At 55.2% G+C, this 15,836-nt stretch carries 16 protein-coding genes; 4 read left to right on the top strand and 12 right to left on the bottom strand.

Features of this window, described 5'->3' with window-relative positions; genetic code table 11:
• Nucleotides 1-61: 61 nt before the first annotated feature.
• From AB8846_RS00080 to nfsA, 11 genes are all read right to left on the bottom strand, one after another.
• The gene (locus AB8846_RS00080) at nt 62-1,531 is read right to left on the bottom strand and encodes a sensor histidine kinase (protein WP_370731734.1); all 1,470 of its coding nucleotides are present in this window, start codon (nt 1,529-1,531) and stop codon (nt 62-64) included.
• Entirely contained in the window at nt 1,515-2,222 is a 708-nt protein-coding gene (locus AB8846_RS00075; RefSeq protein WP_063144471.1) for a response regulator transcription factor, read from the bottom strand. The genes AB8846_RS00080 and AB8846_RS00075 overlap by 17 nt, the downstream gene beginning before the upstream one ends.
• Nucleotides 2,223-2,327: 105 nt before the next feature.
• Entirely contained in the window at nt 2,328-3,467 is a 1,140-nt protein-coding gene (rlmC, locus tag AB8846_RS00070) for a 23S rRNA (uracil(747)-C(5))-methyltransferase RlmC (protein ID WP_370731733.1), read from the bottom strand.
• Nucleotides 3,468-3,507: 40 nt separating this feature from the next.
• On the bottom strand, nt 3,508-3,981 hold the full coding sequence (locus AB8846_RS00065; protein WP_029739448.1) for a YbjO family protein: 474 nt from the start codon (nt 3,979-3,981) through the stop codon (nt 3,508-3,510).
• A 65-nt stretch (nt 3,982-4,046) separates the two neighbouring features.
• Complete coding sequence (gene potI / locus AB8846_RS00060; RefSeq protein WP_023310934.1) at nt 4,047-4,892, bottom strand: putrescine ABC transporter permease PotI; 846 nt, start codon at nt 4,890-4,892, stop codon at nt 4,047-4,049.
• On the bottom strand, nt 4,889-5,842 hold the full coding sequence (gene potH / locus AB8846_RS00055) for a putrescine ABC transporter permease PotH (RefSeq protein WP_331412884.1): 954 nt from the start codon (nt 5,840-5,842) through the stop codon (nt 4,889-4,891). The genes potI and potH overlap by 4 nt, the downstream gene beginning before the upstream one ends.
• Nucleotides 5,843-5,851: 9 nt before the next feature.
• A complete protein-coding gene (gene potG, locus AB8846_RS00050; RefSeq protein WP_024907855.1) occupies nt 5,852-6,985 on the bottom strand; it encodes a putrescine ABC transporter ATP-binding subunit PotG in 1,134 nt (377 codons plus the stop codon).
• A gap of 143 nt (nt 6,986-7,128) precedes the next feature.
• Nucleotides 7,129-8,241, bottom strand: coding sequence for a spermidine/putrescine ABC transporter substrate-binding protein PotF (gene potF / locus AB8846_RS00045; protein WP_213328418.1), 1,113 nt, complete (start codon nt 8,239-8,241; stop codon nt 7,129-7,131).
• A gap of 351 nt (nt 8,242-8,592) precedes the next feature.
• Complete coding sequence (locus tag AB8846_RS00040) at nt 8,593-9,069, bottom strand: YbjN domain-containing protein (protein ID WP_063144476.1); 477 nt, start codon at nt 9,067-9,069, stop codon at nt 8,593-8,595.
• 63 nt (nt 9,070-9,132) lie between these two features.
• The gene (gene rimK / locus AB8846_RS00035; protein ID WP_063144477.1) at nt 9,133-10,035 is read right to left on the bottom strand and encodes a 30S ribosomal protein S6--L-glutamate ligase; all 903 of its coding nucleotides are present in this window, start codon (nt 10,033-10,035) and stop codon (nt 9,133-9,135) included.
• A 69-nt stretch (nt 10,036-10,104) separates the two neighbouring features.
• Entirely contained in the window at nt 10,105-10,827 is a 723-nt protein-coding gene (gene nfsA / locus AB8846_RS00030; RefSeq protein ID WP_370731732.1) for a nitroreductase NfsA, read from the bottom strand.
• Between the two features lie 184 nt (nt 10,828-11,011).
• Between nfsA and AB8846_RS00025 the strand changes: the two genes are divergently transcribed.
• Nucleotides 11,012-11,281 carry a GrxA family glutaredoxin gene (locus tag AB8846_RS00025; RefSeq protein WP_006809455.1) on the top strand — a complete coding sequence of 90 codons (270 nt, stop codon included), beginning with the start codon at nt 11,012-11,014 and terminating at the stop codon, nt 11,279-11,281.
• Nucleotides 11,282-11,311: 30 nt separating this feature from the next.
• Here the strand turns inward: AB8846_RS00025 and AB8846_RS00020 are convergent, their stop codons facing one another.
• Nucleotides 11,312-11,686: an inner membrane protein YbjM gene (locus AB8846_RS00020; protein WP_063144479.1), complete on the bottom strand. Its 375-nt coding sequence runs from the start codon at nt 11,684-11,686 to the stop codon at nt 11,312-11,314.
• A gap of 273 nt (nt 11,687-11,959) precedes the next feature.
• On the opposite strand from AB8846_RS00020, the gene AB8846_RS00015 reads away from it, so the two are divergent.
• The 3 genes from AB8846_RS00015 to AB8846_RS00005 form a co-directional block, all read left to right on the top strand.
• A complete protein-coding gene (locus AB8846_RS00015) occupies nt 11,960-13,645 on the top strand; it encodes an aspartate:alanine antiporter (protein WP_014169303.1) in 1,686 nt (561 codons plus the stop codon).
• Nucleotides 13,646-13,976: 331 nt separating this feature from the next.
• Entirely contained in the window at nt 13,977-14,576 is a 600-nt protein-coding gene (locus tag AB8846_RS00010; RefSeq protein WP_370731731.1) for a GIY-YIG nuclease family protein, read from the top strand.
• Nucleotides 14,577-14,674: 98 nt separating this feature from the next.
• Nucleotides 14,675-15,836 (top strand): P-loop NTPase fold protein (locus tag AB8846_RS00005; protein WP_370731730.1); only part of this gene is annotated, 1,162 nt, incomplete at its 3' end.

Genomic DNA, 15,836 nt, shown 5'->3' with positions numbered 1-15,836 from the left:
TCGGCCTACGGGGGTGGTAGTCTGTAGGCCGGGTAAGGCGAAGCCGCCACCCGGCACTCCCTCACAGCGGCACAAAGAACCTGAACCGTGCCCCGCTCGGCGACTCCATCAGCCTAATCCCACCGCCGTGCAGCTCCAGCATGCGTTTCACGATTAACAGCCCCAACCCGCCGCGGTTCTCCCGCGATGCCTGGGTATTCAACGCCGATGGCCGCTGGAACAGATCGTCGCGCAGCGAGGCATCCACGCCCGTTCCGCTGTCCGCCACTTCGACCTGCAGCCGTTCATTCTCCTGCCAGACAGCCAGACGAATTTCCCCGCCGCCTGGCGTATGGCGCATCGCGTTATCGAGCAGGTTGGTCACCACGCGTTCAATCATCGATACATCGGCGTTAATCAGCGGCAGCGGCCCCGGCACGTCAATATGCAAATTCACCTCGCGCGTGCGGGCGGTGAGCTCAAACTTCTGCGCCACGTCGGAAATCAGCTCCCCCATCGCGAAACGCTCGCGCTGCGGCTTAATGCCGCCGTGCTCAAGGCGCGCCAGCTCAAACAGCTGCTGCGACAGGTGCCGCACCTTTTGCCCCTGACGCAGCGCGGTGGCGAGATACTGCTGGTGCTCCTGCGGCGTCAGCGTGGCGGATTTTAGCGACAGGGTTTCCAGATAGCCCAGCAGCGAGGTCAGCGGCGTACGGAGATCGTGCGAAATGTTGGCGATAAACTCCCGGCGCTGGCGATCGCTGTCGGCCAGCTGGTCCCACTGGCGGGTGATTTTGCGCGCCAGCTCGATAAAGCTGTTGCGCAGGATCGCCACTTCATCCTTTGCCGCCGCGTCCGACGGCAGTGCCGCCAGCCGCCTGATAGCGCTTATGCTGTCCTGCTCCAGCCCGGCGACTTCGACCGTCAGCTGTTTTACCGGGCGCGTAACCCAGTACCAGACCAGTAAACCTGCCAGCAGGCCAAACAGCGCCACCCACAGCAGTGACCACAACACCGTGCTCCACAGCGCCTTATGCCAGGCCATCTCCGCCAGGGCGTTTGACTCCTCGCCCTGCAAAATAATGTACAGGTAGCCTTTTAGCTCGCCGTCCTGCCGCAGCGGCGTGGCGCTAAAGACCTTTTTATTTTGACTGCGCGGGTCGTCGCCCAGGATCGGTATGGCTGTCCCGCTCAGGAAGGTCTGAACCGGCGCCAGGTCGATTTTTTGCCGCTGAATATGCCCCGGCGGTGCGGCATCGGCCAGGATATCGCCGTCCGGGGAGACGACGTACAGCTCAACGCTCGGATTAAAAGTCATCAGCCGATCGAACAGCGGCTTGAGTGCCGTTCGGTCGACCCTGCCCTGCGCGTCCAGAATCGCTTCACGCTGGACTATCTGCTGCGCCAGCCCGCCCGAAAGCCGCTGCACCATCGCGTTACCGTACTGCGTACTGGTGTAGAGCTGTACCGCGCAGGCAACGGTGGCGCAGAGCATCATAAGCAGGATGAACAGCAGCGTCAGGCGCTGGCTCAGGCTAAAGCGGCGCATCATGATTTGGCTCCGCAAATTTATAGCCCTTGCCCCAGACGGTGCGAATAATCTCCGGCTCGGCGGCGTCCTTCTCAATCTTGATGCGCAGGCGGTTGATATGGGTATTAACGGTGTGCTCATAGCCTTCGTGCTGATAGCCCCAGACCTGCTCCAGCAGCGCCAGACGCGAAAAGACCTCGCCCGGATGGCGGGCAAAAAAGTAGAGCAGTTCGAATTCGCGCGGGGTGAGATCCACCACCTGGCCGTGAAGCAGCACGCTGCGCGCCAGCGGATCGATGGTCAGACCGTGGGCCTGAATTTGGCCGTCGGTTTGTGCCTGCCCCATCGCCTGCTGGCGGCGGAACAGCGCTTTGATGCGCGCAATTAATTCCTGCACCGAAAACGGCTTAGCCAGATAATCATCGGCGCCGGTTTCCAGCCCGGTGATGCGGTCGGTTTCGCTGCTGCGGGCGCTGATGATGATCACCGGCAGGTAGCGCGTCATCTGACGGATGCGGCGGCAAATCTCCAGACCGTCAACGTTGGGCAGCATCAGGTCAAGGATCACCGCATCCCACGGCTGTTTTTCAAGACGCAGTAAGGCGTTGCCCCCGTCGGGCTCGTGGGTAATGGCGTAGCCTTCATCTTCTAAATTGAGTCGCAGAAGCGCCGCGATATCGTGGTCGTCTTCCACCAGCAGGATCTGCTTCATGGGTAAGCCTTCAATCATTTCTTATGACGTAAGCTTACCTGATTTCGAGCGGGGGAAGAGTTCACATTTTGTTGAACATTGTGCGGGGTTCATGCCGGGTGGCGGCTACGCCTTACCCGGCCTACGGGTTAACAACGTCAACACTTCATAATGCGCGGTATGCGGGAACATATCGAAAAGCTGCACGCGTTCAATGCGGTAGCCCGGTAGATGAGCGATATCTTTCGCCATGGTCTGTGCATTACAGCTGGAATAGACGATGTACTCCGGCGCCATCTGGCTCAGGTAGTCGCACAGCGCGTTCCCGATGCCGCGGCGCGGCGGGTTGACCAGCACCAGCTCCGGCACGTTGCCCTGGCCGGTGGCAAACTGGGTGGAGTCCAGCGCCTGGAAGTGCAGATTCGTTAACCCCAGCTCGGCGGCGGACTGTTTCGCGCAGGCAATCGCTTCGGCAGAGATTTCAATTCCGGTGAGCTGCATTTCTGGCGTGGCGCAGTGCAGGCCAAAGCCGCCCACGCCGCAGAAGAGATCCCACATATGCTGGACGTTTAACGCACGCACCCAGTCGCGGGCGGTGGCGTAGAGGCTGCTTGCCACCGTCGGGTTAGTCTGGAAGAAGCTTTGCGGGCGGATCCACAGCGGCACGCCGTTGAAGCTTTCGGCCAGCGCATGCTGTTCGGTGAAGAAAATCTCTTTCTCCCCTTCCATGATCGCCATATGCACCGGCTGAATGTTCGCCGTAATGACCTTAAGCTGCGGAAGCTGTTCCTGCAGCCACGGCAGCGCCGCGCGCAGCTGCTCGAGCTTGGCTTCGGATCGCAGCACGAAGCGCAGCATCATGCCGCCGTCGAACTGGCTTTCCGTCAGCAAAAGGTATTTCAGCTCGCCTCGCCTGCGGGCGACGTTGTAAGGCGTTAACCCTGCACGCGCAATAAACGGTTTCAGTGCGGCAAAGACGGGCTCAAATGAGGCGGGATACAGCGGGCAGTCGGTTAAGTCTTCCGGCGTGCCGTCGCGGTGCAGCATCCCCAGCAGCGGTTTTTCAACGCTGCCGCTGACCACCATCTTGGCTTTATTACGAAAGCCCTGCTCCGGGCCGCTGACGGGCGCGCACCACTCGCCCACCGCGTGTGCTGCCAGCAGCTGTTGCAGGTCGGCCATTTTGGCGGTGAGTTGTTGAGAGACCGGCTGTTCTATCCACTGACAGGAGCGGCAGCGTCCGGCGTCATAGAGTGCGCACTGCATATGAAAACCTTAAGGATCACGAGGGCTGCGATTATACACATTATTGCAGGCGGAAGAACCGCCGACTGGAGGCGGGGATAAAAAGCAGGAACAGAACCAGCATGTCCGGGAGTTTTTGCATAAACAGCGCGCGCAGGATCTCGCGTTTGGATTCCCCGGCAATGCTGAACAGCTCCGGATAGCCATAGCCCAGCGAGGCGGCCCACAGATAGCTGGCGGCGGTAATTTGCGTCAGCAGATAGACCCAGCGCGCCCAGTTTCGCCCTTTGACCAGCGAAAACGCGCAGTAGATCTCGATAAACACCAGCACCAGGCTGCTCAAAAAGACCAGCGTCAGATTCCACGTCTGCACGCTGCGGTGAATGAATTCACCGATGCCGCGCACGCCCAGGGTGTTCAGAATCATCAGCACGTCCAGGCAGCGGATCATAATAATGGCGAGCGCCGCCACCTGAACCAGTGCAGGTACGTTAGGTCGCGCGTGCGTAGTACGTGATTTTTTTAATAATCCCAATGTTTTACTTCCCTGAAAAACAGTGCCGCGTCATGCGCGGCACATCACTGGAAATTTTAAATCCTTCAGCCGCGTCTTGCACGCTGGATATCGCGCACGCGCTGCTTTTCCGCGCGCGCCATCAAATACCAGGCGATAAATCCGACAATTCCGACCACGCCGAGGATGATAGAGGCCAGGGCGTTGATCTCCGGGTTGACCCCCATGCGCACGCTGGAGAAGACCAGCATCGGCAGCGTCGTTGCGCCCGGTCCGGAGACAAAGCTGGCGATAACCAGATCGTCCAGCGACAGCGTAAACGCCAGCAGCCAGCCGGAGATCACCGCTGGCATAATCATCGGCAGGGTGATGATGAAAAAGACCTTCAGCGGCGTCGCGCCAAGATCCATCGCCGCCTCCTCAATGGAGCGATCCAGCTCGCGCAGGCGCGAGGAGATCACCACCGCCACGTAGGCCGTACAGAAGGTGACGTGCGCCAGCCAGATGGTGAGCATGCCGCGATCCGCCGGCCAGCCGATGGCGTGCGCCAGGGCCACGAACAGCAGCAGCAGCGCGAGACCGGTGATCACGTCCGGCATAACCAGCGGCGCGGTGATCATAAAGGCGAACCCGTTCGAGCCGCGAAAACGCCCGAAGCGCACCATCACCAGCGCGGCGATCGTGCCCAGCACCGACGCCATTGTCGCCGCCAGGGCGGCAATGGTCAGGCTCAGCCCCACCGCGCTCATCATCGCATCATCGTGGAACAGCTCGCTGTACCAGCGCGTCGACCAGCCCGCCCATACCGTCACCAGCTTGGAGCTGTTGAAGGAGTAGATCACCAGCATCAGCATCGGCGCATACAGGAAGGTAAATCCGATAACCAGGATCGCAATTCGCCACGGGGAGCGCACTACCGGTAAGTTGTTCATCCGTGATCTCCCATCTGTTTCTGCTGATGCTTGTGGAACCACATGATCGGCACGATCAGCAGCAGGAGCATCACAATCGCCACCGCCGAGGCCACCGGCCAGTCGCGGTTATTGAAGAACTCCTGCCACAGCACGCGGCCAATCATGATGCTGTCCGGGCCGCCGAGCAGTTCCGGGATCACAAACTCCCCCACCGCCGGGATAAAGACCAGCATTGACCCGGCGATAATCCCGCCTTTGGTCAGCGGGACAATGACGCTGAAGAAGGTTTTTAACGGGCGGGCGCCGAGATCGAGCGACGCTTCCACCAGCGAGTAATCAATACGCGTCAGCGCCGTGTAGATCGGCAGCACCATAAACGGCAGATAGGCGTACACAATGCCGATATAGACCGCGAGGTTGGTGTGCAGGATCGTCAGCGGCTGATCGATAACCCCGAGCCACATGAGAAAGTTATTCAGCACGCCGTTGTTTTTCAGGATCCCCATCCAGGCGTAAACGCGGATCAGGAACGAGGTCCACGACGGCAGGATCACCAGCAGCAGCAGGATGTTACGCGTCGACGGCTTGCTGTGCGCCACCGCCCACGCCAGCGGATAGCCCATCACCAGGCAGCAGAGCGTCGAAATCGCCGCCACCTGCAGCGACTGCAGATACGCTTCGAAATAGAGCGGATCGTCGGTGAGCTGCAGGAAGTTGCCGAGATTAAGCGTCAGCGTCAGCTGCCCGTCGGCCCAGTCCAGCAGGTTGGTATAGGGCGGGATCGCCCGCGCCATTTCCGCCAGGCTTATCTTGAAAACAATCAGGAACGGCAGCAGGAACAGCAGGATCAGCCACACGTACGGCATGGCGATCACCAGCTTGCGGCCGTGTTTCATCTGCATGCGCGTCAGTAAACCGGCAAAGCCGCCCGACTTTTCTACGCGGGCTGGAGGTTCAAGTGTGCTCATGATCGCTCCTTATACCGTCAGTACGACGCAGCTGTCAGCATCCCAGCACAGGCGCACTTCGTCACCCCAGGTCGGCTGCCCCTTGCGATAGCGATGTTCGTTCTGTAGCTGCGCGCTAAGCATCTGCCCGCTTTTCAGGCGCACGTGGTAGATGGACAGATCGCCCAGATAGGCAATGTGCACCACTTCGCCCACGGCAAAGTTGTAGCCATCGGCAGGCGGATCCTCACAGAGCATGATCTTCTCCGGACGCAGCGCGACGTAGACCGGCACGTTATCCACCACGGAGTTATCAGGATCGACCTTAAGCGGATGCTGCAGCCCCGGCGATTCGATGACCAGGCCATCTTCCTGACGATCTTTCAGCAGCCCTTCGAAGACGTTAACCGAGCCGATGAACTCCGCGCTGTAGCGGGTGGTCGGGTGCTCATAAATCTCCTCCGGCTCGCCAATCTGCACGAACTTCCCGCGGTTCATGATCGCGATACGCCCGGCCATGGTCATCGCCTCTTCCTGGTCGTGGGTCACCATCACGCAGGTCACGCCCACGCGCTCGAGGATATCCACCACTTCGAGCTGCATACGGTCGCGCAGCTTTTTATCCAGGGCACCCATCGGCTCATCGAGCAGCAATAATTTCGGGCGTTTCGCCAGGCTTCTTGCCAGGGCCACGCGCTGGCGCTGGCCGCCGGAGAGCTGGTGCGGCTTACGCTTCGCGAACTCCTGCATGTGCACCAGGCTCAGCATCTCGGCCACGCGCGCGGTAATTTCGGCCTTCGGCAGCTTGTCCTGCTTCAGGCCAAAGGCGATGTTCTGCTCCACCGTCATGTGCGGAAACAACGCGTAGGACTGGAACATCATGTTAATCGGGCGCTGATACGGCGGCACGCTGGAGAGATCCACGCCATCGAGCATGATTTGCCCGGCGGTGGGCTGTTCAAAACCGGCCAGCATACGCAGCAGGGTCGATTTACCGCAGCCAGAAGCCCCCAGAAGGGCAAAAATTTCGCCTTTATAGATAGTCAGGCTGACGTCGTCCACGGCATGCTGGCCATCGAAAGATTTGGTGAGGTTACGAATTTCAAGAAGCGGGGTCAGCGCTTTACGGACTTTCGCCTGCGGGCGGGGGATCGCGTCATTCACGGGGTGTTCTCCGGCATAGATCAATACTGGTGCAAACGCACCGTCAGGGTGCGCATCGCCGGGCGGCGCTAACGCCTGCCCGGCCTACGGGTTGTAGAAGCCCGGTAAGCGTTAGCGCCACCGGGCAACAATACCCAACGCCGTTATTTACCGCTTTTCACCTTGGTCCACGCGCGGGTACGCACGCGGTCAATTTTTGGATCCTGAACTTTCAGGGTGAAGAGCTTGGCGAACACATCCGCTGGCGGATAGATAGCCGGGTTGTTACGGATTTCTTCGCTTACCAGCGGCACGGAGGCCTTGTTACCGTTCGCGTAGTAAACGTGGTCGCTGATGTGGGCGATCACGTCAGGACGCATCAGGTAGTTGAGGAACTGATACGCTTCGTCTTTGTTTTTGGCGTCAGCCGGCATCGCGAAGACGTCGAAGAAGGCCAGCGCCCCCTCTTTCGGAATGAAGTAAGAGACGTTCACGCCGTTTTTCGCCTCTTTCGCGCGGTTAGCCGCCTGCCATACGTCCCCTGCCCAGCCGATCGCGACGCAGATGTCGCCGTTCGCCAGGTCGTTGATGTACTGAGACGAGTGGAAGTAACGAATGTTTGGACGCAGCTTCAGCAGCAGATCGGTTGCCGGGCCGGTGTAATCATCGGCTTTACTGCTGTTCGGGTCTTTGCCCAGGTAGTTCAGCACGGTCGCGAAAATCTCTTCCGGCGCATCGAGGAAGGAGACGCCGCAGCTTTTAAGCTTCTCAAGGTTTTCCGGCTTCAGCACCACGTCCCAGCTGTCCAGCTTGACGTCCGGGCCCAGCACCGCTTTGACTTTATCAACGTTGTAGCCGATACCGGTAGTCGCCCACAGGTAAGGCATGGCGTATTTGTTGTCCGGGTCATGCTTAGCCACCAGCTTCAGCACTTCTGGATCGAGGTTTTTCCAGTTCGGTAGCTTGCTTTTATCCAGCGGTTGGAAGACGCCTGCCGTCAGCTGACGCTCCAGGAAGCTTGCAGAAGGCACCACGAGATCAAACCCGGTGCTGCCCGCCATCAGTTTGCCTTCCAGCACTTCGTTGGAATCGAAAACGTCGTAGACCACTTTAATGCCGGTCTCTTTCTCAAAATTTGCCACCGTGTCCGGCGCAATATAGTCAGACCAGTTGTAAACGTGCAGCGTTTTTTGTTCCGCAGCGAGCGTGCCGGCAGAGACGGCCATCAGAGCACCCGCAACCAGACCCGATAACCATTTTTTATTCAAGGCGATCATATCTTTATTCCTTCTGAAAGCTCGTTAACAAACGAACTAAAACTGTGCAATCTGAAGATATGCAATAATCATGCATAGTTTGTCGCTCTGCCCAAAATAAAAAGAAACCTCTTTACCCGGCAGTTTCCGCTCGCTTTTTTAAGCACCGCAAGAATAACTGTAGCCCGTGTCTCCGGCTATAGCCCAGACGAAAAAACGCCTTTTATCAATTTTTTATGCAGGTTATGTCTACGTGATAAGCCGAAACGGCCTTCAGGGAGGTGAAAAATTCTTTAAAGAAAGGTTAAAAGCAGCAGAAAAAATGGCCTTCTGCAGCCGCTATGGCAGCGACTGCGCAAAAGTCAGACAGGCTTAGTGAAGAAAATTGGGAGATGCATCATTATTCTCTGCATCATCTTCCGCGCTATACAGCAGATGGTGTGCATTGGCTTCCATCATGACCATGGAAATTTGCTCTTCACTCAAGTGCATAAACGCGGAGAACTGCTTGAACGACAGCCCGGCACCGGAGAATAAAGACTGGCAAACGACCAGTTTTGGCAGATTATCATCCTGTATGTCGAGAAATGCTTTCACCGTCAAAGAACTGGCGTTGATCGCTGACAGGTCGGAGGCCAGCGCCAGCAGCGCAGACGGCTTCACTTCGGCCAGCGCGGAGAAAAGGATCACGTCGTTAATGAGATCGATTTTAGCATCGAAAATGCCGTCGAAATTCTGCATATGAGGCAGATGCAGCGCCTGGCAGGAATCGCATTCGAAGAACGTAATTCCGGCATCATCAAGCCATTGACGTAACGTATCCAGTGTAGGTACGACCTGTAAATCCATCGCTGTGCAGCCTCTTAATTAAAAACTTTGCTTAGATTACGCAAAAAGCGTGCTCAATACCATTTAACCGCCCGTTTTCAGACAGTAACCCGGCGTGGCATGACGCTCGATCCATGAGATCATTTTACCCGCAATATCGACACCTGTGGTTTTTTCCACGCCTTCCAGCCCCGGCGAGGCATTCACCTCCATGACCAGCGGCCCGCGCGTCGCCCGCAGAAGGTCTACGCCCGCGACGTCCAGCCCCAGGGTTTGCGCCGCTTTGACGGCAATTTCCCGCTCCCGATCGCTGATATCAGCGATTCTTGCAACGCCGCCGCGGTGAAGGTTAGAGCGGAAGTCGCCCTCTTTCGCCTGGCGCTCAATGGCCGCCACCACTTCATTGCCGACCACGAAGCAGCGAATATCGCGCCCTTTCGCCTCTTCGATGTACTCCTGCACCAGAATGTGGGCATTCAGTCCCCGAAAGGCGTCAACTACGCTCTCGGCCGCCTGACGCGTCTCCGCCAGCACCACGCCAATGCCCTGCGTGCCTTCCACCAGCTTGATGACCAGCGGCGCACCGCCCACCATATCAATAAGATCGCTGGTGTCGTCCGGTGAATGGGCAATCCCCGTGACGGGGAGATCGATCCCCTGACGGGCGAGCAGCTGCAGCGAGCGCAGCTTGTCGCGGGCGCGGGATATGGCGACGGATTCGTTGAGCGGATAGCTGCCCAGCATCTCGAACTGGCGCAGCGCGGCGGTGCCGTAATAGGTGATCTGAGAGCCGATGCGCGGGATCACCGCATCAAAGTGCGGCAGCTTGCGGCCTTTGTAGTGAATCGACGAGGCGGCCGGATCGATGTTCATATAGCAGGACATCGGGTCGAGGATCTCAACCTGATGCCCGCGTTTCGCCGCCGCGTCTCGCAGGCGTTTACATGAATAGAGCGTTCCATCCCGGGACAATATGGCAATTTTCACCCTGCACCTCTCTGAAGACATGGAAAAAGCCTGCATATCATATACGCAGGCAGGCGCAGGAGGAATGGACTATCGCGTCGCCCAGCCCTGTTTGTGGAGGTAATCAAGAATAAACGGGCGGTTTTCTTTAATGATGGTGCGACGAATATGGTCAGTCCAGGTATCACGGCGGTTATTGCTGCCGCGCGTCATGTAGTAGTTCGCCAGTTCTTCGTCATAGTGATTCAGGACGTCCTGATCGACCGGCTGGTAGTAGTTTTCGTGCACCAGCATCGCGGCAGGAATGCGCGGCTTCAGATCCGGGTTATCCGCAGGCCAGCCGAGGCACAGGCCAAACAGCGGCAGCACGTGTTTTGGCAGCTTCAGCAGCTCGGTCACGCTTTCGATGTTGTTACGCAGGCCGCCGATGTAAACGCCGCCTAACCCCAGCGACTCCGCCGCCGTGAAGGCGTTTTGCGCCATCAGCGCGGTATCCACCACGCCCAGCAGCAGCTGTTCGGCCAGCCCCAGCTCGGCCTCAGGGCAGATTTGCAGGTGGCGGTTAAAGTCGGCGCAGAACACCCAGAACTCCGCCGCCTGAGCCACATGCTTCTGCCCGCCAGTCAGCGTGACCAGCTGTTCACGCATGGCCTTGTCGGTGATGCGGATAATGGAACTGCACTGCAGAAAGCTGGAGCTGGAGGTCGCCCTGGCGCTGTCGATAATCGCGGCACGCTGCGCCTCGGTAATCGGCTCATCGGTGAAGTGGCGAATGGAACGGTGAGAACGGAGCAGGTCAATCGTTGGTGTCATCTTGTCTCTCTTTGTCTTGCTTAAACCTTATGCCAGCCAGTATAGGCAATGAATTACGTGATGTAATTGGCGAAACATAGCCTGACTGTATCAAAGCGACAGGCGAAACCTTCTTTAATGGCGGCAGGTTATCGGGCACTATATGTCCTATTCGCCGTCAGGCTTGTTTTTTGAGGAGAGAGAAATGTTTGCAGTAATTTTTGGTCGTCCAGGGTGCCCTTACTGTGTGCGCGCGAAAGAGCTGGCTGAGAAACTGACCGAAGAGCGCGATGACTTCAACTTCCGCTACGTGGATATCCACGCGGAAGGCATCACCAAAGCGGATCTCGAAAAAACCGTCGGCAAGCCGGTTGAAACCGTACCGCAGATCTTCCTCGATCAGAAACACATCGGCGGCTGCACTGACTTTGAAGCTTACGCCAAAGAGCATCTGGGCCTGTTTGCTGCCCAGTAATGAAAGGACGCCCTCACCGAGAGGGCGTTTTTATTTGTGGTGCCGTCGGTGTAGAAGCAGACTGCGCACAAATAAGTAGCAGAGCGCGCCAAGAGCGCACCAGAATACGGCGCTCATCAACCACGCCAGCTCCTGCCAGAAACTTCTCGTCGATATATACAGCAAGCGCATCAGCAGCAGACACAGCGGCGCGGCCAGCATGGCACCCAGCAGCGGTTTCACCACCTCGCCTTTACGGGAGAGAAAACTAGCTGCGGCACCCGGCAGCGTAAAAAAGAGCAGCCCCAGCTCCGGATGGCCCGACGCCCTGAATGCCCCTTTCACATTAAAAGCGAGCGACATGCACACGACGGTGAACAGCAAAAAGCAGCTGATCACCCCCGCCCAGTTTCGTTTAATGTTCAAACTATCCTCCTGACTTATCTCTATCAAATATACCTTCGTCGGGTAGACGCCCAGTCAGATAAAGCAGTGCGGCAATCCTTGCCAAAGTACGCACAGGGTGATGCGATAATCAGTAGCTGTCAGTAGCTAATGCGATTAAACTACACGCCAGCTAATGTTTTAGGGAATAAAGCAGGAAACAGGGAGCGTTAACGCCTTTCCCTGACCCAGAAAACAGTAGCCCAAAAAGTCCTTTCATTCAACAACTTACTGGTAAACAAGAAGTTAGCCTCCGTGAATATAAACGTCGCAGACTTGTTAAATGGGAATTACATCCTGTTATTATTTGTGGTACTGGCGCTAGGCCTTTGCCTGGGTAAATTGCGCCTGGGTTCAGTTCAACTTGGTAATTCCATTGGCGTTTTAGTCGTCTCCTTATTATTAGGCCAGCAGCACTTCAGCATTAACACGGACGCGCTCAACTTAGGTTTTATGCTGTTTATTTTTTGTGTTGGCGTGGAAGCGGGGCCGAACTTTTTTTCTATTTTCTTCCGCGACGGCAAAAATTATCTGATGCTGGCGCTGGTGATGGTCGGCAGCGCGCTGCTGATCGCGTTAGGGCTGGGTAAACTGTTTGGCTGGGATATCGGGTTAACGGCCGGTATGCTGGCAGGCTCCATGACCTCCACCCCCGTGCTGGTGGGTGCCGGTGATACTCTTCGCCATTCCGGCATGGCCGGCGCGCAGCTCTCTACCGCGCTCGACCACCTGAGCCTGGGCTATGCCCTGACCTATCTGATTGGTCTGGTGAGCCTGATCGTTGGCGCACGCTACCTGCCAAAACTGCAGCACCAGGATTTGCAGACCAGCGCCCAGCAAATCGCGCGCGAGCGCGGTCTCGATACCGATTCCAAACGTAAAGTCTATCTCCCGGTGATCCGCGCCTATCGTGTCGGGCCAGAGCTGGTGGCATGGGCAGACGGCAAAAACCTGCGCGAGCTGGGGATTTACCGCCAGACGGGCTGCTACATCGAACGTATCCGCCGTAACGGCATTCTGGCGAACCCGGACGGCGACGCGGTGCTGCAGATGGGCGACGACATCGCGCTGGTGGGTTACCCGGACGCCCACGCCCGTCTCGACCCGAGCTTCCGTAACGGCAAAGAGGTGTTCGACCGCGACCTGCTCGACATGCGTATCGTTACCGAAGAGATTGTGGTGAAAAACCATAACGCCGTTGGCCGCCGTCTGGCACAGCTGAAGCTGACCGACCACGGCTGCTTCCTCAACCGCGTGATCCGCAGCCAGATTGAGATGCCTATCGACGATAACGTCGTGCTCAACAAAGGCGACGTTCTGCAGGTCAGCGGCGACGCGCGACGCGTGAAAACCGTTGCCGACCGCATCGGCTTTATCTCCATTCACAGCCAGGTCACCGACCTGCTGGCCTTCTGCGCCTTCTTTATTGTTGGCCTGATGATCGGGATGATCACCTTCCAGTTCAGCAACTTCAGTTTCGGCATCGGTAACGCCGCCGGGCTGCTGTTTGCCGGGATCATGCTGGGCTTCCTGCGAGCGAACCACCCGACCTTCGGCTACATTCCGCAGGGCGCGCTGAACATGGTGAAAGAGTTCGGTCTGATGGTCTTTATGGCAGGCGTGGGCTTAAGCGCGGGCAGCGGTATCGGCCACAGCCTGGGTGCCGTCGGCTGGCAGATGCTGGTGTCCGGACTTATCGTCAGCCTGGTGCCGGTCGTTATCTGTTTCCTGTTCGGCGCCTACGTGCTGCGCATGAACCGTGCCCTGCTCTTCGGAGCAATGATGGGCGCGCGTACCTGTGCACCTGCGATGGAAATCATCAGCGATACCGCACGCAGCAATATCCCGGCGCTGGGGTATGCGGGCACGTACGCTATCGCTAACGTGCTGCTGACGCTGGCCGGTACGTTGATCATCATCATCTGGCCTGGACTCGGATAACTCCTAAGTTTGCGCGCGGGGAAAATATTTTCGTTACGCGCAGAACTTTTTTATCAGGGGGCAGTCATAACTAGTGCCACTGCTTTTCTTTGATGTCCCCAATTTGTGGAGCCCATCAACCCCGCCGTTTTGGTTCAAGGTTGATGGGTTTTTTGTTGTCTGAAATTCCTCACACACAAAATCAATCTCTTACAGCCACGCTTTCTGATGCTGGGCGTCAGCACCAGACAAAAACCCTATCCCCTTACTTTTTCCTTCCTGCCTTCAGAAAACTATCGCTCCCTGACAGCAAAAGAATAAAATCAGAAAAAACGTCAGCAAGGAAAGCCGCATGTTCGATTTTTATCCCGAGAAAACCTACAGCAGAACGGAAGTAATGAGCAAGCCATCGCCAGTTCCGCCAGTAAATGGCGTCTACTTCTGGTGGTTTAAGGAGATCCCTCCAGGCGTGCCGACCGAGGGCTGCATAACCTCTGACGGCTACACGCTGCTGTACGTTGGTATTTCACCCGACCAGCGCGGGAAACCTAACAGCCGTTCGAACTTAAGGAAACGCATCAAAACGCATTACAGCGGCAATGCAGCTGGTTCGACACTCAGGCGCACGCTGGGTGTGTTATTGAGTGGTTTAAGTGGTTTTCCCCTGCGCCGCGTGGGTTCTGGATCCAGAATGACATTTACTCACCCTGGCGAGCAGTGGCTGGATGTGTGGATGGAAAAGAATGCTAAAGTTCACTGGCTTCCTGTCGAAGCGCCCTGGGAACTTGAAGACACACTGATCGCATCGCTTTCCTTACCACTAAACATTCAGGGAAATGCTCATGGCTTTAAAATGACGCTTTCAGGAATGCGAAGTCAGGCTGCTGCGGAGGCAAGATTGATGGAGATTGCTGATGAGCGAGGCTTTAAAAGAAGATTGGCTGCGCAGTGACATTACAGCAGTAATTTTTCCAAGAGTTTTGATTTCATGGTAGCTATAAATGATAATGAATCCTCTCCTGAAATTACAGTATTATAAGTGAGGCATTAATGAACATTGCATGGGAATGGGATAATGATGATGAATTTTTTGGTGAAAAACTACCACCCGATACCTTAGATAGAAAAAAATATGCCAAATATCTTTACGAAATATGTTCAGCTAGAGGTAACTCATCTAATCTAGTAATTAATATTAATGCAGAATGGGGCGCTGGTAAAACTTACTTCACAAAACGTCTTGCCAAGACGATTACCAACAACCATCCTACAATATATATAGACGCCTGGAAAGAAGACTTTTCAGACGATCCACTCTTAACAGTTTTCAGTTCAATAAAAAGCCAGTTAACTGGCCAATCAGATAAGTTCACTACTCTTATTAATAAGACAGTAGATAATATAGGGCCTTTACTTAAAACAGCCACTCCAGTAATCATTGATAGTTTAATAAAAAAAATAACGGGTATTGATTCAGCATCTGATCTTACAAAAGACTTATCTGCACAGTTATTAGAATTGCACGCAGAAAAAGCCTCAAAAATAGAAATAATAAGAAAAGGGATAGATAAATGGGTTAAGTTTATTGAACGTAAGGATTGTATAGAAAAAGAACTACCAATATTTATTATTATTGATGAATTAGATAGATGCAGACCAAGTTTTGCTATCAACCTTCTGGAAATAGTAAAACATATATTTAACATACCTGGTGTTGTTTTTGTAATTGCAACCGATACCGAACAACTTCAGCACTCAATAAAAGTAGTATATGGAAATGATTTTTCTGCCAGTCACTATCTGAGTAGATTTTTCGACCGTCGCTTTTTGTTACCCTCCCCAAACCTCAATAATTTATTACTAACAAAAACAGGTGATAATATCATTGGGCAATTCGCATCCGTGCAAGTAATTTGCACGCCATGTGCTCCCAATTTCACAAGTTTTATATCCAACTGTGCTTCTATACTTCAATCTTTTAAAGTAAACCTCAGAGACTCAATAAAAATATATGAAAGGTTAATTGACATCATTATTACCAGCTCGAAGAAATTCGACCCAAACTTAATGTTGATTTTGTTGTCATTGAACTTTAAAAACAGCGAAATATATTCAAAAATAAAACAAGGCGCTAACATAGATCATTCTCATAACTTATATTTAATTGAGCTTTCCTTTAACTTATCTTACAACATTACAAGTGTTAGAACTT

The organism is Enterobacter sp. KB-221C9 (assembly GCF_041320715.1).
Classification (GTDB): domain Bacteria; phylum Pseudomonadota; class Gammaproteobacteria; order Enterobacterales; family Enterobacteriaceae; genus Enterobacter; species Enterobacter asburiae_D.
Note: the sequence above shows the minus strand (reverse complement) of the source record. Positions and strands in the feature narration are given on the sequence as shown.